Annotated in this window: 21 protein-coding genes; 13 read left to right on the forward strand and 8 right to left on the reverse strand. The window is 64.2% G+C overall.

What is annotated here, in order from left to right:
* Window positions 1-49: 49 nt before the first annotated feature.
* The 3 genes from ABEA02_RS18460 to ABEA02_RS18470 all read left to right on the forward strand — a co-directional run bounded on the left by ABEA02_RS18460 (window position 50) and on the right by ABEA02_RS18470 (window position 5,352).
* The gene (locus tag ABEA02_RS18460; protein ID WP_345534571.1) at window positions 50-2,014 is read left to right on the forward strand and encodes a peptidase U32 family protein; all 1,965 of its coding nucleotides are present in this window, start codon (window positions 50-52) and stop codon (window positions 2,012-2,014) included.
* A gap of 124 nt (window positions 2,015-2,138) precedes the next feature.
* Window positions 2,139-3,812, forward strand: coding sequence for an ammonium transporter (amt, locus tag ABEA02_RS18465; protein ID WP_345534572.1), 1,674 nt, complete (start codon window positions 2,139-2,141; stop codon window positions 3,810-3,812).
* 121 nt (window positions 3,813-3,933) lie between these two features.
* Entirely contained in the window at window positions 3,934-5,352 is a 1,419-nt protein-coding gene (locus ABEA02_RS18470; RefSeq protein WP_345534573.1) for an MFS transporter, read from the forward strand.
* A 1-nt stretch (window position 5,353) separates the two neighbouring features.
* Here ABEA02_RS18470 and ABEA02_RS18475 read toward each other — a convergent pair whose 3' ends face one another.
* The 7 genes from ABEA02_RS18475 to rsxA are packed head-to-tail and all read right to left on the reverse strand — an operon-like array spanning window position 5,354 to window position 10,705.
* The gene (locus tag ABEA02_RS18475) at window positions 5,354-5,638 is read right to left on the reverse strand and encodes an RnfH family protein (RefSeq protein WP_345534574.1); all 285 of its coding nucleotides are present in this window, start codon (window positions 5,636-5,638) and stop codon (window positions 5,354-5,356) included.
* Between the two features lie 10 nt (window positions 5,639-5,648).
* Entirely contained in the window at window positions 5,649-6,362 is a 714-nt protein-coding gene (locus ABEA02_RS18480; RefSeq protein ID WP_345534575.1) for an electron transport complex subunit E, read from the reverse strand.
* Entirely contained in the window at window positions 6,359-6,994 is a 636-nt protein-coding gene (rsxG, locus tag ABEA02_RS18485) for an electron transport complex subunit RsxG (protein ID WP_345534576.1), read from the reverse strand. The genes ABEA02_RS18480 and rsxG overlap by 4 nt, the downstream gene beginning before the upstream one ends.
* Complete coding sequence (locus tag ABEA02_RS18490; protein WP_345534577.1) at window positions 6,994-8,061, reverse strand: RnfABCDGE type electron transport complex subunit D; 1,068 nt, start codon at window positions 8,059-8,061, stop codon at window positions 6,994-6,996. The genes rsxG and ABEA02_RS18490 overlap by 1 nt, the downstream gene beginning before the upstream one ends.
* Complete coding sequence (rsxC, locus tag ABEA02_RS18495) at window positions 8,058-9,563, reverse strand: electron transport complex subunit RsxC (protein WP_345534578.1); 1,506 nt, start codon at window positions 9,561-9,563, stop codon at window positions 8,058-8,060. The genes ABEA02_RS18490 and rsxC overlap by 4 nt, the downstream gene beginning before the upstream one ends.
* A 2-nt stretch (window positions 9,564-9,565) precedes the next feature.
* A complete protein-coding gene (locus tag ABEA02_RS18500; protein ID WP_345534579.1) occupies window positions 9,566-10,093 on the reverse strand; it encodes an RnfABCDGE type electron transport complex subunit B in 528 nt (175 codons plus the stop codon).
* Between the two features lie 21 nt (window positions 10,094-10,114).
* Entirely contained in the window at window positions 10,115-10,705 is a 591-nt protein-coding gene (rsxA, locus tag ABEA02_RS18505) for an electron transport complex subunit RsxA (protein WP_345534580.1), read from the reverse strand.
* A 451-nt stretch (window positions 10,706-11,156) separates the two neighbouring features.
* On the opposite strand from rsxA, the gene ABEA02_RS18510 reads away from it, so the two are divergent.
* From ABEA02_RS18510 to ABEA02_RS18540, 7 genes are all read left to right on the forward strand, one after another.
* Window positions 11,157-12,368 carry an IscS subfamily cysteine desulfurase gene (locus ABEA02_RS18510; protein WP_345534581.1) on the forward strand — a complete coding sequence of 404 codons (1,212 nt, stop codon included), beginning with the start codon at window positions 11,157-11,159 and terminating at the stop codon, window positions 12,366-12,368.
* 119 nt (window positions 12,369-12,487) lie between these two features.
* Window positions 12,488-12,910, forward strand: coding sequence for a Fe-S cluster assembly scaffold IscU (gene iscU / locus ABEA02_RS18515; protein ID WP_345534582.1), 423 nt, complete (start codon window positions 12,488-12,490; stop codon window positions 12,908-12,910).
* A gap of 13 nt (window positions 12,911-12,923) precedes the next feature.
* Entirely contained in the window at window positions 12,924-13,280 is a 357-nt protein-coding gene (gene erpA / locus ABEA02_RS18520; RefSeq protein WP_345534583.1) for an iron-sulfur cluster insertion protein ErpA, read from the forward strand.
* A 16-nt stretch (window positions 13,281-13,296) separates the two neighbouring features.
* A complete protein-coding gene (iscA, locus tag ABEA02_RS18525) occupies window positions 13,297-13,617 on the forward strand; it encodes an iron-sulfur cluster assembly protein IscA (protein WP_345534584.1) in 321 nt (106 codons plus the stop codon).
* Window positions 13,618-13,745: 128 nt separating this feature from the next.
* Window positions 13,746-15,647: a Fe-S protein assembly chaperone HscA gene (hscA, locus tag ABEA02_RS18530; RefSeq protein ID WP_345534585.1), complete on the forward strand. Its 1,902-nt coding sequence runs from the start codon at window positions 13,746-13,748 to the stop codon at window positions 15,645-15,647.
* 9 nt (window positions 15,648-15,656) lie between these two features.
* The gene (gene fdx / locus ABEA02_RS18535; RefSeq protein WP_345534586.1) at window positions 15,657-15,992 is read left to right on the forward strand and encodes an ISC system 2Fe-2S type ferredoxin; all 336 of its coding nucleotides are present in this window, start codon (window positions 15,657-15,659) and stop codon (window positions 15,990-15,992) included.
* Window positions 15,993-16,166: 174 nt separating this feature from the next.
* Entirely contained in the window at window positions 16,167-16,538 is a 372-nt protein-coding gene (locus tag ABEA02_RS18540) for a hypothetical protein (protein ID WP_345534587.1), read from the forward strand.
* A gap of 15 nt (window positions 16,539-16,553) precedes the next feature.
* Here ABEA02_RS18540 and ABEA02_RS18545 read toward each other — a convergent pair whose 3' ends face one another.
* Entirely contained in the window at window positions 16,554-17,471 is a 918-nt protein-coding gene (locus ABEA02_RS18545) for a LysR family transcriptional regulator (RefSeq protein WP_345534588.1), read from the reverse strand.
* Window positions 17,472-17,678: 207 nt separating this feature from the next.
* Between ABEA02_RS18545 and ABEA02_RS18550 the strand changes: the two genes are divergently transcribed.
* From ABEA02_RS18550 to ABEA02_RS18560, 3 genes are read left to right on the forward strand one after another with little or no spacing between them, the layout of a single operon-like run.
* Window positions 17,679-19,118, forward strand: coding sequence for an efflux transporter outer membrane subunit (locus ABEA02_RS18550; protein ID WP_345534589.1), 1,440 nt, complete (start codon window positions 17,679-17,681; stop codon window positions 19,116-19,118).
* A 7-nt stretch (window positions 19,119-19,125) separates the two neighbouring features.
* Entirely contained in the window at window positions 19,126-20,238 is a 1,113-nt protein-coding gene (locus ABEA02_RS18555; protein ID WP_345534590.1) for an efflux RND transporter periplasmic adaptor subunit, read from the forward strand.
* Entirely contained in the window at window positions 20,235-23,321 is a 3,087-nt protein-coding gene (locus ABEA02_RS18560; RefSeq protein ID WP_345534591.1) for an efflux RND transporter permease subunit, read from the forward strand. The genes ABEA02_RS18555 and ABEA02_RS18560 overlap by 4 nt, the downstream gene beginning before the upstream one ends.
* The last annotated feature ends 56 nt before the right edge of the window (window positions 23,322-23,377 follow it).

Below are 23,377 nucleotides of genomic sequence, written 5' to 3' on the forward strand. Positions count from 1 at the left end.
GCACCAGCTCCCCTATCATCACGCCCTTGCACCCGCCGCGCCCTGCACCATGAGTCTCGCCCCACACCAGCTCGAACTGCTGTCCCCCGCCCGCACCGCCGAAATCGGCCGCGAAGCCGTGCTGCACGGCGCTGACGCCGTCTACATCGGCGGGCCTGCGTTTGGCGCCCGCACCAATGCCGAGAACTCGGTCAGCGACATCGCCGGCCTCGTCGAATTCGCGCACCGCTACGGCAGCCGCATCATGGTCACTCTCAACACCATCCTGCACGATAGCGAGCTCGACGCTGCGCAGAAGCTCGTGCAGGCGTACTACGACGCGGGTGTCGATGCCCTCATCGTGCAGGACATGGCCCTGCTCGAACTCGACCTGCCGCCCATCCAGCTGCACGCCTCCACGCAGTGCGACATCCGCACCGTCGAGAAGGCGAAGTTCCTCAGCCAGGCCGGCTTCTCGCAGATCGTGCTGGCACGCGAGCTCACACTCCAGCAGATCGCCGCGATGCGCGCCGCCGTTGCCCCCGAAATCGCCCTCGAGTTCTTCATCCACGGCGCGCTGTGCGTCGCCTTCTCCGGCAACTGCTACATCAGCCACGCGCACAGCGGCCGCAGCGCCAATCGTGGCAGCTGCTCGCAGGACTGCCGCCTGCCCTATACGCTGGAAGACAACCAGGGCCGCGTGGTCGCCTTCGACAAGCATCTGCTGTCGATGAAAGACAACGACCAGAGCGCCAACCTGCGCGCGCTGGTCGACGCAGGCATCCGCAGCTTCAAGATCGAGGGCCGCTACAAGGACATGAGCTACGTGAAGAACATCACCGCTCATTACCGCACGCTGCTCGACGAGATTCTCGAAGAGCGCCCTGAACTGGCCAGCGCCTCTCACGGCAAGTGCAGCTTCAGCTTCACGCCCGAACCCGATAAGACCTTCAACCGCAGCGCGACCGACTACTTCGTCACGGGCCGCAAGGAAGACATCGGCGCCTTTGACGCGCCGACCCACGTCGGCCTGCCGCTGGGCACGGTCACCCGACTCGGCCCCGACTGGTTCGAGATCGACGCCGACGAAGCACTCGCCAATGGCGACGGCCTCACCTGGATGAACAAGCGCACGGTGTGCGGCGTGCAGGCCGATGTGGTGAAGCAGGTCGGCGCCGTCTGGCGCGTCACGCCCAACCAGAAGATTGCCGAGCTCGCCGGACTCAAGGTCGGCACGCGCATCTCGCGCAATCGCGACCACGCCTGGGAACAGGCCCTGCTGAAGAAGTCGGCAGATCGGCGCATCACCGTCGACATGCTGTTCAGCGAGACTGCCCAGGGCTTCCTGCTCCAGCTGAACGACGAAAGCGGCGTGCGTGTGGCGGTCGAAGTGGCGCACGAAAAGACGCCGGCACAGAACGCGGACAGCGCGGGCGACGCTCTACGCGCAAACCTCTGCAAACTCGGCACGACGATCTTTGCCGCACGCGACGTCGGCATCGTCTGGTCACAGCCATTGTTCGTGCCCGCCTCGCTGGCCAACCAGATGCGCCGCGATGCCATCGCGCAACTCGAAGCCGCACGCCTCAAGGCGCTGCCGCGATGGACGCGCACGCCTGCCGTCGAGCCACCCGTGCCGTACCCCGAGAAGTCGCTGAGCTATCTCGCCAACGTCTACAACGCCGCCGCTCGCCGCTTCTACACGAAGCACGGCGTCGAGCTCATCGCCGCCGCCTACGAGTCACACGAAGAAGACGGCGAAGTTTCGGTCATGGTCACCAAGCACTGTCTGCGCTTCTCGTTCAACCTCTGCCCCAAGCAGGCCAAGGGTGTGCAAGGTGTGCAGGGTCAGGTGAAGGCCGAGCCGATGACACTCGTGAATGGCGACGAACGCATGACCTTGAAATTCGACTGCAAACCCTGCGAAATGCACGTCGTCAGCAAGATGAAGAAGCACATCTTCAACAGCCCGCCGCCAAGCGTGGTGGAGATTCCGCTGACGTTTCACAAACAGCGCCCCGACGCAGCGCGCTGAGCCTCAAGCGCCTCTTCGCCTGCAAGCGTGAAGCGCATCACACACAGTTCTTCCTTAGGGTATGTCTCTTGCTGATAGGCACGAGTCGCGAATATTGCGATGCGTATCTTTCAGGGAGTCATGCATGTCGCCAGCACGCAGCAGCACAAAACGATTTATTACTGCATTCCTTTTTCTGATTGCCTTCCAGTTTTCTTCCGCCCTCGCGGCCGAGGTCAACAGCCGTATCGGTTTCAATGCGGGCAGTGCAGACCTCACGCCCGCAGCGCTCGACGCACTCAAGCGCATCGTCGCCACGCAAGTCTGGAGTGAGGGCGGCAATCTCACCCTCACCACCAGCCCTGATGCCGATGAAAAGCCGGAAAGCGGTCTGAGCACACAACGCAATACCAATGTGATCGAAGCCCTGCGCATGGCGGGCATTACGCCCGCTCGCATCGTGCTGGTGAGCGCTCCCGCCAGCGATGCGAGTGGCAGCATCAACCTGGAGATCAGCACAGCCGACGCGAGCCCGGCCGCCCCTGCGGTTGCCGCGCCTGCTCCAGGCACAGCGGCGCCCGTCGCACCTTTCACAACCACGAGCGACAAGCTCAACAGCGGAGATACCGCCTGGATGATGACCTCCATGGCGCTCGTGCTGCTGATGACGATTCCCGGCCTTGCACTCTTTTACGCCGGCATGGTGCGCAAGAAAAACGCACTGGCCACGATGATGCAGAGTCTGGTGATCACCGCGCTCGTCACGCTGCTGTGGTGGCTCTGCGCGTACAGCCTCGCCTTCACACCTGGCTCGTCGATGATCGGTGGCATGAGCCGCGCGCTGTTCGAAGGCATGCTCTTCAAGAAGAGCTCTGGCGAGCTGTCCGTCTCACATCTGGCTACGACGATTCCAGAGTCGGTGTACGCGATGTATCAGCTCACCTTCGCCATCATCACGCCCGCACTGATTTGTGGCGCGTTCGCCGAACGCATCAAGTTCTCCGCACTGATTTGTTTCATGTGCCTGTGGTCCCTGCTGGTCTATGCGCCGATTGCACACTGGGTGTGGGAGCCAGGCGGCTGGCTGGCGGCAATGGGCGCACTGGATTTCGCCGGGGGTACGGTCGTGCACGTCAATGCGGGCGCGGCAGCGCTGGCATGCGCCATCGTAATCGGCCCACGCGTCGGCTATGGCCAGCGCTCGATGGCGCCGCACAACCTCACGCTCACCCTGACTGGCGCCGCGTTGCTGTGGGTGGGCTGGTTCGGCTTCAATGCCGGCTCGGCCGTTGCAGCTGATGGGCGCGCCGGCATGGCGATGCTGACCACCCAGCTCGCCACCGCCTCGGCCGCGCTGGCCTGGAGCATTGTTGAATGGGGCTTTCGCGGCAAGACCAGCGCGCTTGGCATCGCGAGCGGTGCGGTGGCAGGCCTGGTGGCGATCACCCCGGCGTCCGGCTTCGTTGATTCGGGCGCCAGCGTGATCATCGGCGCAGCAGGCGGCGTGGCTTGCTACCTGGCGAGCACACTGGGCAAGCGCCTCACGGGGCTCGATGATTCGCTCGACGCGTTCGGCGTGCATTGCACGGGTGGCGTGGTGGGCGCACTGCTCACGGGGGTGTTCGCGAGCCAGACGATCGGCGGTGTAACAGGCGATCTCGCCACCCAGGCCATCGCTGTCGGCGCCACACTGGTCTACAGCTTCGTCGTGAGCTTCATCATCCTCAAGCTGCTTCAATTCACCATCGGATTGCGCGTCTCGGCAGATCAAGAGGAAGAGGGCCTCGACATCAGCCTGCACGGCGAGCAGATCCAGTAGTCTCCAAGGGGCGGGGCGCCACACGGCGCCTCGCCCCTGCTCGCCACGCCTCGGCTTTTCAGCCCCCGCCTTTCACCTACATCTTCGCGCGGGTCGCGCCCGGTGTCAGAATTCGGGGCTCATGCGCGAACGCCCCCTTCACTTCCGCCTCTTCGGCCGGCTCGTCCCCCTGCTGCCCGTCATCGTCGCCAGCGCGCTGTTCATGGAAAACATGGACTCAACGGTGATCGCCACCTCGCTTCCCGTCATCGCAAAAGATCTCATGGAAGATCCGGTCGCTCTGAAGCTGGCGCTCACTTCCTATCTCGTGAGCCTCGCCATCTTCATCCCCGTGAGCGGCTGGATGGCCGACCGCTTCGGTTCGCGCAGCGTCTTCATGTGGGCGATGGGTGTGTTCATGGGCGGATCGATGCTGTGCGCGCTGTCGAGCACACTGGGCGGCTTTGTCGCCGCGCGCTTCGTGCAGGGCATGGGGGGCGCGATGATGGTGCCGGTGGGTCGTCTCGTCATCCTGCGCTCCACCGAGAAGGCCGATCTCGTACGCATGATGAGTTACCTCACCATCCCGGCCCTGCTGGGGCCGGTCGTGGGACCACCACTGGGTGGCTTCATCAGCACATACTTTCACTGGCGCTGGATCTTCTTCATCAACGTGCCGATCTGCGTGCTGGGGCTTTATATGGCCTGGCGCCATGTGCCGCAGGTGAAGGAAGACAGCATGCCGGCGCTCGACACGACGGGCTTCGTGCTGTCGGCCTTCGGCCTCGCGCTGCTGATGCTGGGTTTCGCCACGCTGGGCAGGCATCTCGTGTCGACGCCAACCTCGGTACTGTGCCTGCTCTTCGGTGGCGCGACGATGGCGCTCTACCTGCGGCATGCCCGCCGCGCAGCGACGCCGCTCCTCACCCTGTCCCTGTTCCGCATCGCCACCTTCCGCGCCAGCGTCGCAGGCGGTTTCATGTTCCGTGTCGGCATCGGGGCGATCCCCTTCCTGCTGCCGCTGATGATGCAGCTGGGCTTCGGCCTGAGCCCTTTCGAATCGGGCCTGCTGACTTGCGCGACAGCGATGGGCGCGATCTTCATGAAGACCACGGCATCGAGCATCCTGCAGCGCTGGGGCTTTCGTCGCGTGGTGATCGCCAACACCGTGTTCGTGGCGCTGTCGCTGGGCATCATCGCCTTGTTCACGGCAAACACGCCGCACCTGCTGATGATTGTCTTGCTGTTCGCTGGGGGCTGTCTGCGCTCCCTGCAATTTACCAGTCTCAACGCGCTGACCTACGCCGATGTCGAGCCCGGCCAGATGAGCCAGGCCACCAGCCTCGCCAGCGTCGTGCAGCAATTGGCCGCCGGCATGGGCGTCACCATTGGTGCTGCGGCACTGCAGGGTGCGCAGTTCCTGCGTGGCGGCCACGCGCTGGCGGCGATTGACTTCTCGCTGGCTTTCGCCGCCGTGGCACTGCTGTCGATGACGTCGATCTTGATACTGATGCGCCTGCCGAAAGACGCCGGGTCGGCCTTGTCAGGCGCGCGGCACTGATTCACTCGTCATCGTCATCATCGTCCGCACCATTACGACGCGGCACGGTTTTCGGATCGCAGATGATGCCGCGGTAGATCTCGATGCGATCACCCGCACGCAGTGGTGCGTCGAGCTTGACGACCTTGCCGAAGATGCCGACCTTCTGCTTTTCGAGCTGGATGTCGGGACAACTCACGAGAATGCCGGAGCGCTCGATGCCCTCTGCCACCGTGCAGGCTTCGGGCACGTCAAGCTTGAGCCAGAGTTTCCTGACTGTGGTGGCGTAGGCGACCGAAATCTGCATGATCGCCTCCTCAGTGCGCCGCGGCGCTGCCGGGAGGCAGCGATTCATGCGCTGCACTGCGCGCATCGAGCCAGCCCTGGATGCGACGACGTGCAGCGATGAGGAAGCCCAGCGTCAGGAAGCCCCCCGGCGGCAGGATCATGAACAGGGTGCTGGCCGTCTCGGGCAGGATCTTCATTTCCAGGAAGGCGAAGTGTGAGCCGAGCAACAGGTGCGCATTGGCAAACAAAGTGCCGGCACCGAACACTTCGCGGATGCCGCCCATCATCGTCAGCGCGATCGTGAAACCGAAACCCATGGCTGCCCCATCCACGGCCGACGCCAACACGGGCTGCCGCGAAGCAAAGGCCTCTGCACGCCCCAGCACCGCGCAGTTGGCCACAATCAGCGCGATATAGATGCCCAGCACCTTGTAGAGGTCATGCAGCCAGGCATTGAGTGACAAATCGACGAGGGTGACCATGCCAGCAATCAGCACGATGAAGATGGGAATCCGCACCGCCGGGCTGACCCAGTGACGCAAGCTGGCAATCACTGCGTTTGCCACAATCAACACCGCCATGGTGGCAAGGCCCATACCCAGTCCGTTGGTCGCACTGCTCGTCACAGCCATTGTCGGACACATGCCCAGCATCTGTACGAAAACCACGTTGCTGTCCCACAGGCCGTCCTTGACGACCCTACCCAGTGGCACATCACCTTCAACTGCTGCTGCATGACTCATGGCTTCACTCCCGCGTTATCTTCGCCCAGTAACTCCGACCGGTGGGCGGCAAAATAATCCAGACCCTTCCTGACTGTCGCCACCACAGCACGCGGCGTGATGGTGGCTCCAGCAAACTGATCGAATTCGCCGCCGTCCTTCTTCACGCCCCAGCGCGCCGGCACCGGTTTCTCGAGCGACTTGCCATCGAAGGAGTGGATCCAGGGCGTCTTGGCCTCTTCGATCTTGTCGCCCAGCCCCGGAGTTTCGATGTGATGCGTGATGCGCACACCGAGGATGGTGCCCTCGCGGTCGATCGCCATCACCATCGACACGGGGCCGCCATAACCCTTGCCGGCAATCTCGAACAACGCCGCCTTCACTTGCCCCTGCTTGCGTGCGCGATAGACCGTCAACGGCGCGCCGAGCGGGCCTTCAGGCATCACCACGATATCCTTGAGCAAGTTGTTGTCGGCAAACCCCGCCGGCAGAACCTGCTCCAGCGACTGCTGGGTGTCACGCTCTGCGGCGGCCGCAATGGCAGCCTTGGTCATGTCGTACACCACCGCCAGCACAGCCGTCACGGTCAGGCCGATCAAGCCCAGCGAAGCCCCCTGGAACCACACCTCATCCAGCTTGTTACGCAAACTCATCACACACTCCCTACGCGACGTGCAGGCAGTGATTTGCCCGTGAAGCTGCGGCCGAAGATGCGCGGTCGCCACATGTCGAGCAAGGGCGTCAGCGCATTCATGATCAGCACTGCAAAGCCCACCCCCTCGGGGTAGCCACCCCAGGTGCGGATCAACCACGTGATCAGACCGCAACCGAGGGCGAAGGCCCATTGCCCGGCAGGCGCGCTCGGCGAAGTCACATAGTCAGTCGCAATGAAAAATGCCCCCAGCATCGCACCACCCGAAAGGATGTGCGTGCTGGCTGGCAGGAAACTCTCTGGTGCCACCGCGTTCGCGATCAGGGCCGGCACACCCAGGCCCAGCATGAAGCCAATCGGAATGCGCAGACCAATGATCCGTTTGGCCACCAGGAACAGACCGCCGCCAAGGATCAGCAGCGCCGAGGTCTCGCCCAGGCTGCCGGCACGTGCGCCATTGATGGAAGACGCCCAGGGCAGGAAGTCGCGCAGCGCGTCGAACATGTCGACGCCGCGCCCCAGCTCGGTCTTGACGTGACCCAGCAGCGAAGCGCTGGTGAAGGCATCCGGCACACCGCTGGCAAGGAAGATCTGCGAGAAGGCCTGCGCGAAATCTGTGCCCTGCGCCAGCGCTTGCGGGCTGACCCACTGTGTCATCTGCACGGGGAATGACACCAGCACCAGGGTGCGGCCCACCATCGCCGGGTTGAACAGATTGCAACCCAGGCCACCGAACACCTGCTTGGCCAGCACGATGGCACAGGCCGACGCCAGCACACCGATCCACCAGGGTGCCCAAGGTGGCATCGACATCGCCATCAGCCAGCCGGTCAGCACGGCCGAGCCATCCCACAGCACGGGCAACGCGCGCTTGCCGGCCCAGCGCAGGCACAAGGCTTCAAAGAAAACGCAGGAGAAGACGCACACACACCAGAACAGGAAGGCGCCCCAGCCAAATTGCCAGAAGCCTGCGAGGGTGGCGGGCGTGAGCGCCAGCAAAACCATTCCCATGATCTGGCTGGTGGTGCGACTGGTGAGTGCGTGGGGCGATGCGTGAACCTGGCTCATGATGCGGTCTCGCTGTTGCGTTTCTGTGCGGCTTCGGCAGCCGCCCTGTCACGTTCGGCCTTGCGGCGCGCATGCATCTCGGCCTTCTCGCGCTTTTCGCGTTCGATGCGTTCGCTTCGCGCGTCGGTCAGCACCTTGATGTTGTCGAGGCGCTTCTTGTCGCGGTTCATCGCCGAGAGCTCGCCCTTGGCGTGATAGAAGTACTGCACCAGCGGAATCCGCGACGGACACACGAAGCCACATGCCCCGCAGGTCAGGCAGTCACCGAGACCGATCTCGTCAGCCTTGCCCAGTTCATTGGCGTTGATCAGCGAGGCCATCTCCAGCGGCATCAGGCCCACCGGGCAAGCACTCACGCAGCTCGAACAACGGATGCAGGCGCTCGGTTCGCGCTCGCCCACCTCTGCCGCCGTCAGTGCCAGCGCGCCGCTCGCCCCCTTGACCACAGGCGCCTCGAAGCTCGGCACGCCGATGCCCATCATCGGGCCACCGACGATCACGCGCGCCGGTGAGCTCACCAGCCCGCCGCAACGCTCGAACAGATACGACAGTGGTGTGCCGATGCGTGCCCACAGGTTGCGCGGCTCGCGCACCGCACCACCAGCCACGGTGATGACGCGCTCGGTCAATGGCTCGCCGTAACGCAGCGCGCGATGCACCGCGTAGGCCGTGCCGACGTTGTGCACCACCACGCCCACATCGGCCGCGCGACCATCGGCGGGCGCTTCAATGCCGGTGAGCGTCTGGATCAGCTGACGATCCGCCCCCATCGGGTAACGACTCGGCACTTTGGCGACCCCCACTTCGGGGAACGGCTTGGCGGCGATCTTCATCGCCGTAATCGCCTCGGGCTTGTTGTCCTCGATGCCCACGAGCACGCGCGTAGCACCTGTAGCCTTGAGAATCAGCCGCGCACCTTCGATGATGCCGTCTGCATGTTCCTGCATGAGCCTGTCGTCACACGAAAGGTAGGGCTCGCATTCGCTGCCATTGAGAATCAGCGTAGTGATCTTGCTCTTCGCGCCAAGCGCCAGCTTGACTGCGGACGGGAAGGTCGCTCCCCCCATGCCGACGATGCCGGCGGCGGCCACCCGACGAGCGATCTCTTCTCCGGCCAGATTGATCGGGTAATGCTCGGTCTGCAGGGTCACCCATTCATCACGACCATCCGGCTTGATGTGGATGGCCATGTCGGGTAGACCTGAGGGATGTGGCATGGCGGCTTCGGCAATAGCCACTACCGTGCCGGAAGTCGGCGCATGCACCGGCGCCGAGATGTTGCCGCCCGCCTCGGCAATCAGCTGGCCGCGCAACACGTAATCGCCGACCGCCACGACCGGGCGTGCTGCGGCACCCACGTGCTGTGACAGTGGCACCGTCAGCAGGTCGGGAAAGCCCGCCTGTTCGATGGAGAGGCCGCAGGCCGGGAATTTGTGACTATCCGGATGAACGCCCCAGCGCTGAAGCAGCTTGCGGAGCGGTGGAATGACAATGGAGCTCATGATCAGGACACCATGACAGGTTTGGGCATCACCCAGGTACCCAGGGTTTCGGGCACTTCGATCATGCTGATGGCACCGGTCGGGCACTTTTCTTCGCACTGGTTGCAACCCGTGCAGGCCTCGTCGAGGATGGTGTGCAACTGCTTGGTCGAACCAAGAATGGCGTCTGACGGGCAGGTGCGGAAGCACTTCGTGCAGCCGATGCAGATGGCTTCCTGGATCACCGCCACGGTGGGCCGCGGTGCTTCACCCCCATCGTCGAGCTTGATGCCAAGGTGATCGGCAATCGTCTGCGCTACCACCTTGCCCCCCGGCGGGCAGCAGGTCGGCGAAGCCGTGCCGGCGACAATCGCCTCGGCCGCGCCGGCGCAACCAGGGAAGCCGCACTGGCCACAGTTCGCGGCAGGCAACATGGCCATGACTTCTTCGACGCGCGCATCGCCCTCGACATGCAGCTTGCGTGCTGCATAACCCAGCGCCAGGCCCAGGCCTGAACTGATGGCTGCCAGACTCACCACTGCTGTAAGCATGTTCTCTACTCCCTGCAGATATCAGTGCACTTCAGCCGGAACCAGACCGGTGAAACCCATGAATGCCAGTGCCAGCAAGCTCGCTGCGATGTAGGCAATCGGCGCACCGGCAAACGTGCCGGGCACGCGAACCAGGGCAAGACGCTCGCGCATGCCGGCAAATATGATCATCACCATCGTGAAACCAAGACCGGACCCGAAGCCGTTGACGACGCTCATGGTCATGCCCAGCTTGCCCTGCGCGTTGATCAGTGGAATGCCCAGCACGGCGCAATTGGTTGTGATGAGGGGCAGGTAGATGCCCAGCACGCGGTAGAGATCGGGCGTCGCCTTCTTGACGACCATCTCGACGAACTGCACGACCGCTGCAATGACCAGGATGTAGGTGAGGATGCGCAGGTAAATCAGGTCATAGGCGCCGAGCAGCCAGTGCTCGAGGGCCCATGCCGCAGCAGATGACAAAGTCATCACAAAGGTCGTCGACAGCCCCATACCTACAGCACCATCGATTTTTTTGGACACGCCCATGAAGGGGCAGAGCCCGAGAAACTTCACCAGTACCACGTTGTTGACGAGGACGATGCCGATGATGGTGAGCAACATTTCGCGCATGACAGTTCTCCTGTTTCAGCGGCTAAATGCATGACCTGTGCCAAAAGACGATTTCGATTCACTTTCAATAACTTGCGCTGTTTTCCGGGGTCTTTCCGACGCTGCGCAATTTGTCGCTTTCCGCACAGATCGACACCCTCTCAATAGCGCGCTGCAATCACGCCAGCCAAGCCCGTGCAGCGCGCAACGCCCGCACGCGTACACGCGTGCACGCGGGGGCGTTGGCACAACGCAGCAGGCAAGGTCCACCGCAACGCAGGCCGCGTCAGCTATCCGACAAATTCGACACGCCACACGAGCCTCGCGCGCGCGAGCGTGTCGCGACGGCCGTAAATGTTTGATCTGGATCAAATTTCGGAACTGGCCCCAAAGTTGCTCAAGGCTGTTGCAAGGCAGCACGACACAACGAACTGCCCACGTCGAACATCGGATTGAACGCAGGAGAAGCAGCATGACGAACCGCCCGATCTATCTCGATTACTCCGCCACCACACCGGTCGACCCGCGCGTCGTCGCGAAGATGGTGCCCTGGCTGTTCGACAACTTCGGCAACCCGGCTAGCCGCTCGCACAGCTATGGTTGGGCTGCTGAAGAAGTCGTCGAGATTGCGCGCGAACAGGTCGCTGCACTGGTCGGCGCCGACCCGCGCGAGATCGTGTGGACCTCGGGTGCCACCGAATCGAACAACCTCGCCATCAAGGGCGTGGCGCGTTTCCACTCGGCGCGTGGCAAGCACCTCATCACCGTCAAGACCGAGCACAAGGCCGTGCTCGACACCTGCCGCGAACTCGAACGCGACGGCTTCGAAGTCACCTATCTCGACGTGCTCGAAAACGGCCTGCTCGACATCGACGCCTTCAAGGCCGCGATCCGCCCCGACACCATCCTTGCCTCGGTGATGCTGGTGAACAACGAGATCGGCGTGATCCAGGACATCGCCGCACTCGGCACCATCTGTCGCGACAAGGGCGTGATCTTCCACGTCGATGCCGCACAGGCCACCGGCAAGGTCGAGATCGATCTCGACAACCTGCCGGTCGACCTGATGTCGTTCTCGGCACACAAGACCTACGGCCCCAAGGGCATCGGCGCGCTCTACGTGTGCCGCAAGCCGCGCGTACGCATCGAAGCCATGATCCACGGCGGCGGTCACGAACGCGGCATGCGTTCGGGCACCCTGCCGACGCACCAGATCGTCGGCATGGGCGAAGCTTTCTGGCTGGCCCGCGAATGCATGGGCACCGACAACGAGCGCATCCGCTGGCTGCGCGACCGCCTCATGACCGGCCTGCAGAAGATGGATCAGACCTTCATCAACGGCGACCTCGAACACCGCGTACCGCACAACCTGAACATGAGCTTCAACTTCGTCGAAGGCGAGTCGCTGCTGATGGGCATCAAGGACGTTGCGGTCTCGTCCGGATCGGCCTGTACCTCGGCTTCGCTGGAACCCTCATACGTGCTGCGCGCCCTGGGCCGCAGCGACGAACTCGCCCACAGCTCGATCCGCTTCTCGATCGGCCGCTTCACCACAGTGCAGGAAGTCGACGCCGTCATCGGAATGATCTCCGGCGCGGTTGGCAAACTGCGTGAACTCTCGCCCCTGTGGGACATGCACTGCGCCGGCATCGACCTCAATACCGTGCAGTGGGCCGAACATTGATCAATCAGTGAAGAGTCAGGAGTGAGGCGTCAGGAGTTGAATTTTGCGGGCGGCATCGCCGCCCGGATACCTGCCCTCCTCACTCATTACTCCTCACTCCTCACCCGAAGGAGTTAAACATGGCATACAGCGACAAGGTACTGGATCACTACGACAATCCCCGCAACGTCGGCTCGATGGCCGCTGACGACGATGGCGTCGGCACCGGCATGGTCGGCGCACCAGCCTGCGGCGACGTGATGAAGCTGCAGATCAAGGTGAATGCCCAAGGCGTGATCGAAGACGCCAAGTTCAAGACCTACGGCTGCGGCTCGGCCATCGCTTCGAGCTCGCTGGTGACCGAATGGGTCAAGGGCAAGACGCTCGACGAAGCGCTCGCCATCAAGAACACCGACATCGCCGAAGAGCTGGCCCTGCCGCCCGTCAAGATCCACTGCTCCATCCTCGCCGAAGACGCCATCAAGGCCGCCGTCGCAGACTTCCGCGCCAAGCAGGACGGCGCTGCAGCCTGCCCTTCGGTTGAAGTCCAACAAGCTGCCTGAAAGGAACACCGCAATGAACGCAGTTGCTGAAGAAATCGTCGCCTCGCCCATCAAGTTCATGGACGCCGCTGCGGCCAAGGTTGCCGAACTGATTGCCGAAGAAGGCAACCCTGCCCTCAAGCTGCGCGTCTATGTGACCGGCGGCGGCTGTTCGGGCTTTTCCTATGGCTTCGCTTTTGAAGAGGAGCTCAAGGAAGACGACATGAGCTTCGAGAAGTCCGGCGTGACCATGGTTGTCGATGCCATGAGCATGCAATACCTCATGGGCGCCGAAATCGATTACGAAGATGGTCTCGAAGGCTCGCGCTTCGTGATCCGCAACCCCAACGCCACCTCGACCTGTGGCTGCGGCAGCTCGTTCTCGGTCTGATCCACGGAGGCCCACCATGATCACCGTCAGTCCCAAAGCAGCAATCCACGTGCAGAAGAGCCTCGCCAAGCGCGGTGGCGGCGTCGGCTTGCGCCTGGCTGTCAAGACCAGTGGCTGTTCCGGCTTTGCCTATGCACTGGAGTTTGTCGACAAGCCCGAGCCCGAAGACCAGCTCTTCGAGAGCAATGGCGTGACCATCATCGTGGACCCCAAGAGCCACGTGATCCTGGACGGCACCGAGCTCGACTTCGTGCGCGAAGGCCTCAACGAAGGCTTCAAGTTCCACAACCCCAATGCCACGGCAAGCTGTGGCTGCGGGGAAAGCTTCGCGGTCTGACGGCAAGCCTCATCACCCCGGTCTCGCCTGTCAGGGGAGCGCCAGAAGCGCGACCCCTCTCCACCCCTGACGGGTGAGGCCCGGCCAACGTCACACCCCGGACACACGCATCACCACGGAGCATCACCATGGCCCTGCTGCAGATTGCCGAACCCGGCCTCTCCGCCGCCCCGCACCAGCACCGCCTTGCTGTCGGCATCGACCTCGGCACAACCAACTCGCTGGTTGCCACGGTGGCCAGCGGCATCACCAGGGTGCTGCCCGATGCCGAAGGCCGCATGCTGCTGCCCTCGGTCGTGCGCTACCTCGACACGCCGGCAGAAGATTCCTCGCCCATCGTGGTCGGCCATGCCGCACAGGCCGAACAGGTGGCAGATCCGCGCAACACCATCGTGTCGGTCAAGCGCTTCATGGGCCGCCGCCTGGCTGACCTCGGTGACGCGCAGACTCCTTATGACCTGCTCGACACCGCCGGCATGGTGAGCCTCAACACGCGCGCCGGCGCCAAGTCACCGGTCGAAGTCTCGGCCGAGATATTGAAAGCCCTGCGCGAGCGCGCCGAAGCCTCGTTGGGGGGCGACCTCGTTGGTGCGGTCATCACCGTGCCGGCCTACTTCGACGACGCCCAGCGCCAGGCCACCAAGGACGCCGCGCGCCTCGCCGGCCTCAACGTGCTGCGCCTGCTCAATGAGCCTACCGCCGCCGCAATTGCCTACGGGCTCGACAACGGCTCCGAAGGCGTCTTCGCCATCTACGACCTGGGCGGCGGCACCTTCGACATTTCCATACTCAGACTCTCACGCGGCGTCTTCGAAGTGCTCGCCACTTCGGGCGACGCTGCGCTGGGCGGCGACGATTTCGACCACCGGATTGCTGACTGGATCAGACAGCAACTCGGCCAGAGCCTCGCACTCGCAGCGCCCTCCCCCAACGACACGCGCATGATGCTGGCGCAGGCACGAGCCGCAAAGGAGGCGCTGTCGAGTGCACTCGATACTCAAGTCACGGGGACGCTGTCGAACGGACACCCGTTCAACTTCACACTCACACGCGAGGCTTTCCAGGCGATGACGCAGGAACTCGTCTCGCGCAGCCTTGCCCCAGTACGCAAGGCACTGCGAGACGCTGGCGTGCGGGCAGATGAAGTCGACGGCGTCGTCATGGTCGGCGGCTCGACGCGCATGCCGCAAGTGCGCGAGGCCGTCGGCAAGCTGTTCAATCGCGAACCGCTCACCAACCTCAACCCCGACGAAGTGGTGGCCCTCGGCGCCGCCATGCAGGCCAACATCCTCGCTGGCAACCGAGGCACGGGCGATGGCGACAACTGGCTGCTGCTCGACGTCTGTCCGCTCTCGCTGGGGCTGGAGACCATGGGCGGTCTCGTCGAGAAAGTCATCCCGCGCAACTCCACCATCCCCACCGCACGCGCGCAGGAGTTCACCACCTTCAAGGACGGCCAGACCGCCATGGCCATCCACGTGCTGCAGGGCGAACGCGAGCTGGTCAGCGACTGTCGCTCTCTGGCGCGCTTCGAGCTGCGCGGCATCCCGCCGATGGTGGCCGGCGCCGCACGCATCCGCGTGACCTTCCAGATCGATGCCGATGGTCTGCTGTCCGTCTCGGCACGCGAGGAAACATCGGGCGTCGAAGCGCAGATCCAGGTCAAGCCCTCCTACGGGCTCTCTGATGACCAGGTCACCAACATGCTGCTCGACGCCTACGGCAAGGCCGAGATCGACACCGCGGCGCGCATGCTGCGCGAAGCCCAGGTCGACGGCCGCCGCCTGCTCGACGCCACCGAAGCCGCCCTGCAGGAAGACGGCCACGCCCTGCTCAGCCATGACGAATACACCGCCATCCAGCAAGCCATGTACGCGCTCGCCGAACAACTCGAAAGCGGCACCGACACCACCATCCTCAAACGCGCCACCGACGCGCTGAACCAGGCCACCACGACGTTTGCCGAACGCCGCATGGACGCCGGCATCCGCAAGGCGCTGTCGGGCCAGACCCTCGAAGCACTCACCTGAGGTTCGCACATGAGCGCCACGCTGACCGTCCTGCCCCACCCCGATCTCTGCCCCACCGGCGCACGCCTGCCCATCGTGGCTGGCAAGACCATCTGCGACACCCTGCTGGCGAACCACATCGAGATCGAACACGCCTGCGAAAAGGTGACCGCCTGCGCCACCTGCCACGTCTACATCCGTCAGGGCGCCCACACCCTGAACGAAGCCAGCGATGACGAAGAAGACCAGCTCGACGACGCCTGGGGCCTCGAACCCAGCTCTCGCCTGTCGTGTTGCGTCAAGCTGGGTACGGCGGACGTGACCATCGAGATCCCGATGCATACGCGGAATCTGGCGCGGGAGTGAATTGCGCAGGTTGGACTGAGCACAGCGAAGCCCAACACAGCGTGCGTCCATAGAAATGTTGGGCTTCCTTCGTCAGCTCAACCTACGCTTTTCTCCGTCCCCAATGGGCAATCCCCGGGCAGGGCGCACTTTCTGTCGCCACCATGAAGCTACTCGTCCGCCACAGGAAACATCATGTCCAACCGCTACCGCGTCCGCGCCAAGGATGGCAGCTTCAGCTTCACGATCATCATGGGCGGCGATGCCCTGTTTCGTGATGGCTCCTGGGACATCACCGACACGAGCAATCTCAAGGCGCTCGGTCCGCTGCTGGTGCCCGGTCCATGGCGCTTTGCGCCAGGCAAGGGCGGCGCTCCGGGCGCACTGTGGTTCAAACCGGGCAACAGGAAGCCGCACCCCGGCGTCATGATGTTCCGTGATGTACCGGGCGATTTCGTGCATGGCGACTTCTGCAGCACAACCTCAGGTGAAGGCGTGATTTTTCCGGACAACACCACGAAAGAGATTCCCATCGAGTGGACCATTGACGGTCCCGGCTGCACCTGATGCACGAGCTTGTGCTCAGTCCGACCTCCGCCCTGCTGCCTTGATCTCGCTGGCCTGAAGGATTCGCTCCATCAGGAAGTCCACAAACCTTCGCGACGCCGAATTGGCCCCCACGCGAGCCGGGAACAGCGCGTAGCAGCCTGCCCCGGCAGACTCCCAGCCCGGCAGAACTTCGCGCAGCAGGCCCTGCTGCAATTCCTCCTGCACGATGAAGGCCGGTAGCAGGATGAGTCCGAGGCCTTCGCAACCGAGTTGACGCTGCACCACCCCGTTGCTGACGATCATGCGCGCTCGGATCGGCACGGCCTTGTACAGCTCGTTGGCGCTGGCCATGTCCACGCTCTGCTCGGCGCCGATGCTGACCCACTCGTGCTGCGCCAGATCGGCTGGATGCTGCGGCTCGCCACAGCGCGCCAGATAATCCGGGGAGGCGAAGATGCGGCGTGGCGCATCGAACAGCTTGCGCGAGACGAGTGAAGAATCAGGTTGCTCGCCGAAGCGGATCGCGAGGTCGATACCCTCCTGCACGATGTTGCGTGGTCTGTCGTCAAAGTCGACGCGTATCTGCAGCTGCGGATGCAGGCGCGCGAAGTCCGCCACGCTGGCCAGGAAGCGCGGGCTTGCAAACGGCCCCGGCGCGATGAACCACAGACGCCCGTTCAAGGCCGCTGATTCGCTGGCCATCGCGCTGAGGCCGGCCTCGGCCGATTGCACCATCGCCAGGCAGGACTCGTAGAGCCTTGCGCCATCGGGCGTAGGCGAGAGATGGCGGGTCGAGCGATACAGCAGCGTGACGCCGATCTGCTTTTCGAGCGTTGCCACGTGATGGCTGACCACCGAAGCAGAAAGGTCCAGCGCCTCGGCTGCGCGCCGGAACGAGCCCAGCTCCACCACCTTGGCGAACACCGCCATGCTGCGCAGCTTGTCGAGCATTGCCTCACCAAATGGGATTGTTAATTTGATTAATTCCACTATATCGCACAATCACAAAGCCCTATGCTGCAGGCTCGGTAACGTCGCACAGGCTCGCACCACGCCATCGCTTCCGTGTAACGCCTCAGAAAGATTGCTTACATCCCTGCAACACGCACGCCGCCTCGCCCCGTCAGACTCGGGCTCCGGGCAAGACCCACATCACCCATGCAGAAAACCTCCCGCACTTTTCCCCGCTGTCCTCTTGCCGGCATGGCCCTGAGCCTGCTGCTCGCCGCCTGCGCTGTCGGCCCCGACTATCGCCGGCCCGACATCGCCACACCCACGCAATGGCAGGCCCCCCTGCCCCACGACGGACAGCTCGACCAGCTCGGCAATTGGTGGGCGCAGTTCCAGGACCCCGTGCTTGATGAGTTGCAGCGCGCCGCGCAAGCCGACAGCCCGTCGCTGGACAAGGCCAGCGCGGCGATCCGCCTCGCCCGCGCCAACCTGCGCAGCGCAGGCGCCGCAGAGCTGCCCACGGTCAAGGGCACGACATCCTCGACGCAAAGCGGCACCAAGCAAGGCAACGGGGCAATGCCGGTCACGACCACCACGGGGCGCCTCGATGCCAGCTGGGAACTCGACCTGTTCGGCGGCACGCGTCGCTCGGTGGAATCAGGCAGCGCCCTGCGCGACGCGCGCGAAGCCGACTGGCACGACGCGCGTATTTCGCTCGCCGCCGAGGTGGCCACGACTTACGTGGGTTATCGCGCCTGCCAGCTCAAGCTCTCCGCCTATGAAGACACACTGCGCTCGCAACGCGCCACGGCCGAACTGACGCAGCTGTCGGTCAAGGCCGGCTTCACCGCACCTGCCGATGGCTCGCTCGCCGATGCAGGCGCGGCCAGCGCATCCGCCAGTGCGATTGCGCAAGCGGCCGAATGCGAGGTCAGCATCAAGTCACTGGTGGCCCTCAGCGGGCTCGATGAGAGCCGCGTGCGCAGCCTGTTGGGCAGCCGCCCGGCCACCTTGCCGCAACCGGCCACACGTACGGTCGACAGCGTGCCCGCGCAACTGCTTACGCAACGACCCGACCTTGTCTCGGCAGAACGTGCCGTCGCCTCGGCCAGCGCACAGATCGGGGTCGCCGAAGCCGCGCGCTACCCCAGCCTGACGCTCAACGGTTCGATCAGCCTGTCAGCCAGCAGCGGCACCAGCAGCCTGCCCTGGTCGTTCGGCCCGACGCTGACCATCCCCGTCTTCAACGGTGGTGCGCTCGCCGCCAAGGTCGAAGCCGCACGCGCCAACTACGACTCGGCCCTCGCCACCTACAAGTCATCGGTACGCACCGCCGTGAAGGAGGTCGAACAAGCTCTTGTGCGCCTCGATGGCGCGGTGCGCCGAGAAGACGATGCGCGCCGCAGCGCTGAGGGCTATCGCGCCTACGTCACGGCCAGCGAGGCGAACTGGCGCGCCGGCGGCACCAGCCTGCTCAACCTCGAAACCGCGCGCCGCAACGCCATCACCGCCGAGCTAAACCTGATCAGCCTGCAGCAGGCGCGCGTCGAATACTGGATCGCTCTCTACAAGGCCATGGGTGGCGGCTGGCAGGCAGACGCACCCAGCAAAGCAAGCACCGAACAAGCACCACCTCCCCGGATTTGAACGCACCATGAACAAGCCCCTCCGCAACGGACTCATCGCCATCGCCGTGCTCGCCACCCTCGGCGGCGCCGCGCTCCTCATCGCCCGCAAGCCCGCACCAAACCCGGTCGTTGCGGCAGCGCCCAACGCCGTCATGGCAGTCACCCTCGTGACACCCAGCCAGCAGACCTGGCCACTCACCTTGCAGGCCAACGGGCCGATTGCCGCCTGGCAGGAAGGCATCGTCAGCGCCGAGACCGGCGGCCTGCGCATCATGGCCCTGCATGCCGATGTGGGTGATCAGGTGAAGCGCGGCGAGCTGCTTGCCGAGCTGGCGCAGGATTCGGTCAACGCCGACCTGCGCAAATTCGAAGCCGCACTCGCCTCAGCGCGCGCCAGCCTCGCGCAAGCGCATGCCGATGCCGAACGTGCGCGCGCCGTCAAAGGCAGCGGCGCACTCTCCGAGCAGCAGATCAGCAACTACCTCAGCAACGAGCAGACCGCGCAGGCCAACGTCGACTCGGCGCAGGCCCAGCTCGACGCCCAGCGTGTCACCCTCGCCCGCACCCGTGTGACCGCCGTCGATGATGGCGTCATCACCGCGCGTACGGCCACGCTGGGCAAGGTCGTCTCGTCCGGCGAAGAGCTCTATCGCCTGGTGCGGCAGAACCGCTTCGAGTGGCGCGCCGAGCTCGACGCGCAGCAACTGCCGCGCGTACGCGCAGGCCAGCTTGCCGTCATCACGACACCCGGCGGTACCGAAGTGCGTGGCAAGGTAAGGGCCACAGCGCCTACCTTATCGACCGACACCAGCCGCGCCTTTGCCTACGTCAGTCTGCCCGTCGGCAGCGCCGCACGCGCCGGCATGTACGCCAGCGGTCGCATCGAGCTGGGTGACCAGCCCGCGCTGACCGTACCGCAATCCACCGTGGTGCTGCGCGATGGCATGAGCTACGTGTTCGAAGTCGGCAACGACGGCCGCGCCCTGCGCCGCAAGGTCAGCATCGGTCGCCGCCAGGGCGACCGCGTTGAAATCCTCAACGGCATCACATCGCAGGCGCAGCTCGTGGAGAACGGTGCGGCATTCCTGTCGGACGGTGACCGCGTCAACGTCACCACAGCCGGCAAGGAGAAGTCATGAACTTCTCCTCCTGGTCGATCCGCAATCCGGTCCCGGCCCTGCTCCTCTTCGTCCTGCTGAGCATTCTGGGCATCATTGGCCTGCGCGGCCTGCCGATCCAGGACTTCCCGGACATGGACCTGCCCACCATCATCGTCAGCGCCAGCCTTGAGGGTGCCGCGCCAGCGCAGCTGGAAACCGAGGTCGCGCGCAAGATCGAGGACAAGCTCGCCACGCTGGGTAACGTGGATCACATCGTCACCACCATTACCGATGGCTCGGTGTCGATCTCTGTCTCTTTCGCGCTCGAAAAGAATGGCGAAGAAGCGCTCAACGAAGTGCGCAACGCCGTCGACAGCGCGCGCGCTGACCTGCCGAGCAGCATGAACGCCCCCACCGTGTCGAAAGTCACCACGACGGGCAGTGCCATCGTCACCTACACCATCGCCTCGGATCGCTACGACGAACAGGAACTCTCCTGGCTCGTCGACAACGAACTCACCAAAGCGCTGATGACCGTCAAGGGCGTCGGCAAGGTCTCGCGCATCGGCGGCGTTGACCGCGAGGTGCACGTCGACCTCGACCCGGCACTGATGAGTGGTCTGGGTGTCACGGCGTCCCAAGTCTCCAGCCAGCTCAAGCTCACACAGCAGGACGCATCGGGTGGCCGTGGTGACATCGGCGGCGCGCAGCAGTCGCTGCGCACACTGGGCGCTGCAGGCAGCGTGGCCGACGTTGCGGCACTCAACATTCCCCTGTCTGACGGTCGCCACCTGCGCCTCGACCAGATTGCGCGCGTCAGCGACAGCATCGCCGAACGCGGCAGCCTTGCCTTCATCGACGGAAAGCAGGTCATCGGCTTCCAGATCACGCGCAACAAGGGCACCAGCCAGGTCACGGTGGCGCGGCTCGTCAAGGAGACCATCGACAGGTTCTCGGCCAGCCATCCGCAAGTGCAGATCAAGGAGGCCTACAACACTGTCGACAGCATCAACGACAATTACCTCGGCTCGATGCACCTGTTGCTCGAAGGCGCCATCCTCGCCGTGCTCGTGGTGTGGTGGTTCCTGCGCGACTGGCGCGCCACCATCGTGTCGGCCACCGCTCTGCCGTTGTCGATCATCCCGACCTTCGCCGCGATGTACTACCTCGGCTTCAGCCTCAACGTGCTGAGCCTGCTCTCGCTGGCGCTGGTGGTCGGCATCCTCGTCGATGACGCCATCGTCGAGATCGAAAACATCGTGCGCCACATCCGCATGGGCAAATCACCCTACGACGCCGCGATGGAAGCCGCCGACGAGATCGGCCTCGCCGTCATCGCCACCACCTTCACCCTGGTGGCCGTCTTCCTGCCCACGGCGTTCATGAGCGGCATCGCGGGCCTGTTCTTCCGCCAGTTCGGCATCACCGCAGCCGTCGCCGTGGTGGCCTCGCTGGTCGTTGCACGCCTGCTCACGCCGATGATGGCAGCCTACTTCCTGCGCCCGCAGCAGCACGCGCACCAGGACAGCAGGCTGATGACAAAGTACCTCGGCTGGGTGAAAAGCTGCCTGTCGCATCGCTTCAAGACAGTGGCCGCCGCGGTGCTTTTCCTGCTCGTCTCGCTGACCATCATTCCGCGACTGCCCACTGGCTTCGTGCCGCCACCCGACGACAGCCAGACGCGCGTCAGCATCGAACTCGCCCCCGGCAGCACGCTGGCCGAGACCAGCGCAGTCGCGGAGCAGGCCCGACAGCTCCTTATGACCATGCCCGACGTGAAGCAGGTCTTCACCCTGGTCGGCGCCTCGACCAGCGGCGGCGGCTTCAGTTCGGTGGTGAGCAGCGACGTACGAAAAGCCACGCTCACCATCAAGCTCACGCCGCGCTCCGAGCGGCATCGCAAGCAATCCGCCATCGAGGCCGAGATGCGCGAGGTCATGAAGGCTTTGCCCGGCGCAAGGGTGAACGTTGGTCGCGGCGGCAGCGGCGAGAAACTCGAACTGACGCTCGCCAGCGATGACAGCAATGCGCTGCTCAGCGCCGCCGCAAACGTTGAACGCGATCTGCGCACGCTCAAGGGGGTCGGCAACGTCACCTCGGGCGCAGCCCTGCAACGCCCCGAAGTCCTGATCCAGCCGGACTTCGCCCGCGCCTCGGCGCTTGGCGTGACCGCCAACGCACTGGCCGACACGATTCGCGTCGCCACGGCGGGCGACTTCGCCGCCAGCCTCTCCAAGCTCAATCTGCCGCAACGCCAGATCGCCATCCGCGTGCGCCTCGACCCGGCCGCCCGCGCCGACCTGGACACCCTGTCTCAGCTGCGCGTGAAAGGCAGCAATGGCTACGTGGCGCTCTCGAGCGTTGCCGACATTCGACTCGGCAGCGGTCCCTCGCAAATCAACCGGCTAGACCGCGAACGCAACATCACCCTGTCCGTTGAACTCTCCGGCCGCACGCTGGGTGATGTGATGAAGGAAGTGCGCCAGCTGCCCTCGATGAAGCAACTGCCGCCGGGCGTTCACGAAGTCCAGCAAGGCGAGTTGCAACGCATGGCAGAACTGTTCGGCAGCTTCGCCGCTGCCATGGCCATTGGCGTGTTCTGCATCTATGCGGTGCTGGTGCTGCTGTTCCACGACTTCCTGCAGCCCGCGACCATCCTCGCCGCCCTGCCCTTGTCAGTCGGCGGCGCACTATTCGCCCTCCTGGTGACGAACAGCAGCTTCTCGATGCCCTCGGTGATCGGCCTGCTGATGCTGATGGGCGTAGTGACAAAGAACTCCATCCTGCTCGTCGAATACGCCGTCATGGCACGCCGCGAGCACGGCATGAGCCGCTTCGACGCGCTGATGGACGCCTGCCACAAGCGCGCCCAGCCCATCCTCATGACCACCATCGCCATGGCCGCCGGCATGCTGCCGATTGCCTTAGGGCTAGGCGCCGATCCCAGCTTCCGCCAGCCCATGGCCATCGTCGTCATCGGCGGCCTGCTCACCTCGACCGTGCTGAGCCTGCTGGTCGTGCCGGTGGTGTTTACGTATATGGATGACCTGCTGCTGGCGCTGCGGCGGGTGTTCCGCAAACAGGAAGATGCAACGCCTGCGGTGGAAAAAGCGGCGGGCTGATCGACCGTTTGCGCGCAAGACAAAAGCGCCCCAGCGAGGGGCGCTTTGTCATTCAG

Origin of the sequence: Viridibacterium curvum (assembly GCF_039544165.1) — a bacterium.
Classification (GTDB): Bacteria; Pseudomonadota; Gammaproteobacteria; order Burkholderiales; family Rhodocyclaceae; genus Viridibacterium; species Viridibacterium curvum.

Excerpts from the sequence above, each read along its gene's own strand:
- ABEA02_RS18460 (WP_345534571.1), top strand. The coding sequence starts at position 50 with ATGAGTCTCGCCCCACACCAGCTCGAACTGCTGTCCCCCGCCCGCACC.
- amt (WP_345534572.1), top strand. The coding sequence starts at position 2,139 with ATGTCGCCAGCACGCAGCAGCACAAAACGATTTATTACTGCATTCCTT.
- ABEA02_RS18470 (WP_345534573.1), top strand. The coding sequence starts at position 3,934 with ATGCGCGAACGCCCCCTTCACTTCCGCCTCTTCGGCCGGCTCGTCCCC.
- ABEA02_RS18475 (WP_345534574.1), bottom strand. The coding sequence starts at position 5,638 with ATGCAGATTTCGGTCGCCTACGCCACCACAGTCAGGAAACTCTGGCTC.
- ABEA02_RS18480 (WP_345534575.1), bottom strand. The coding sequence starts at position 6,362 with ATGAGTCATGCAGCAGCAGTTGAAGGTGATGTGCCACTGGGTAGGGTC.
- rsxG (WP_345534576.1), bottom strand. The coding sequence starts at position 6,994 with ATGAGTTTGCGTAACAAGCTGGATGAGGTGTGGTTCCAGGGGGCTTCG.
- ABEA02_RS18490 (WP_345534577.1), bottom strand. The coding sequence starts at position 8,061 with ATGAGCCAGGTTCACGCATCGCCCCACGCACTCACCAGTCGCACCACC.
- rsxC (WP_345534578.1), bottom strand. The coding sequence starts at position 9,563 with ATGAGCTCCATTGTCATTCCACCGCTCCGCAAGCTGCTTCAGCGCTGG.
- ABEA02_RS18500 (WP_345534579.1), bottom strand. The coding sequence starts at position 10,093 with ATGCTTACAGCAGTGGTGAGTCTGGCAGCCATCAGTTCAGGCCTGGGC.
- rsxA (WP_345534580.1), bottom strand. The coding sequence starts at position 10,705 with ATGCGCGAAATGTTGCTCACCATCATCGGCATCGTCCTCGTCAACAAC.
- ABEA02_RS18510 (WP_345534581.1), top strand. The coding sequence starts at position 11,157 with ATGACGAACCGCCCGATCTATCTCGATTACTCCGCCACCACACCGGTC.
- iscU (WP_345534582.1), top strand. The coding sequence starts at position 12,488 with ATGGCATACAGCGACAAGGTACTGGATCACTACGACAATCCCCGCAAC.
- erpA (WP_345534583.1), top strand. The coding sequence starts at position 12,924 with ATGAACGCAGTTGCTGAAGAAATCGTCGCCTCGCCCATCAAGTTCATG.
- iscA (WP_345534584.1), top strand. The coding sequence starts at position 13,297 with ATGATCACCGTCAGTCCCAAAGCAGCAATCCACGTGCAGAAGAGCCTC.
- hscA (WP_345534585.1), top strand. The coding sequence starts at position 13,746 with ATGGCCCTGCTGCAGATTGCCGAACCCGGCCTCTCCGCCGCCCCGCAC.
- fdx (WP_345534586.1), top strand. The coding sequence starts at position 15,657 with ATGAGCGCCACGCTGACCGTCCTGCCCCACCCCGATCTCTGCCCCACC.
- ABEA02_RS18540 (WP_345534587.1), top strand. The coding sequence starts at position 16,167 with ATGTCCAACCGCTACCGCGTCCGCGCCAAGGATGGCAGCTTCAGCTTC.
- ABEA02_RS18545 (WP_345534588.1), bottom strand. The coding sequence starts at position 17,471 with ATGCTCGACAAGCTGCGCAGCATGGCGGTGTTCGCCAAGGTGGTGGAG.
- ABEA02_RS18550 (WP_345534589.1), top strand. The coding sequence starts at position 17,679 with ATGCAGAAAACCTCCCGCACTTTTCCCCGCTGTCCTCTTGCCGGCATG.
- ABEA02_RS18555 (WP_345534590.1), top strand. The coding sequence starts at position 19,126 with ATGAACAAGCCCCTCCGCAACGGACTCATCGCCATCGCCGTGCTCGCC.
- ABEA02_RS18560 (WP_345534591.1), top strand. The coding sequence starts at position 20,235 with ATGAACTTCTCCTCCTGGTCGATCCGCAATCCGGTCCCGGCCCTGCTC.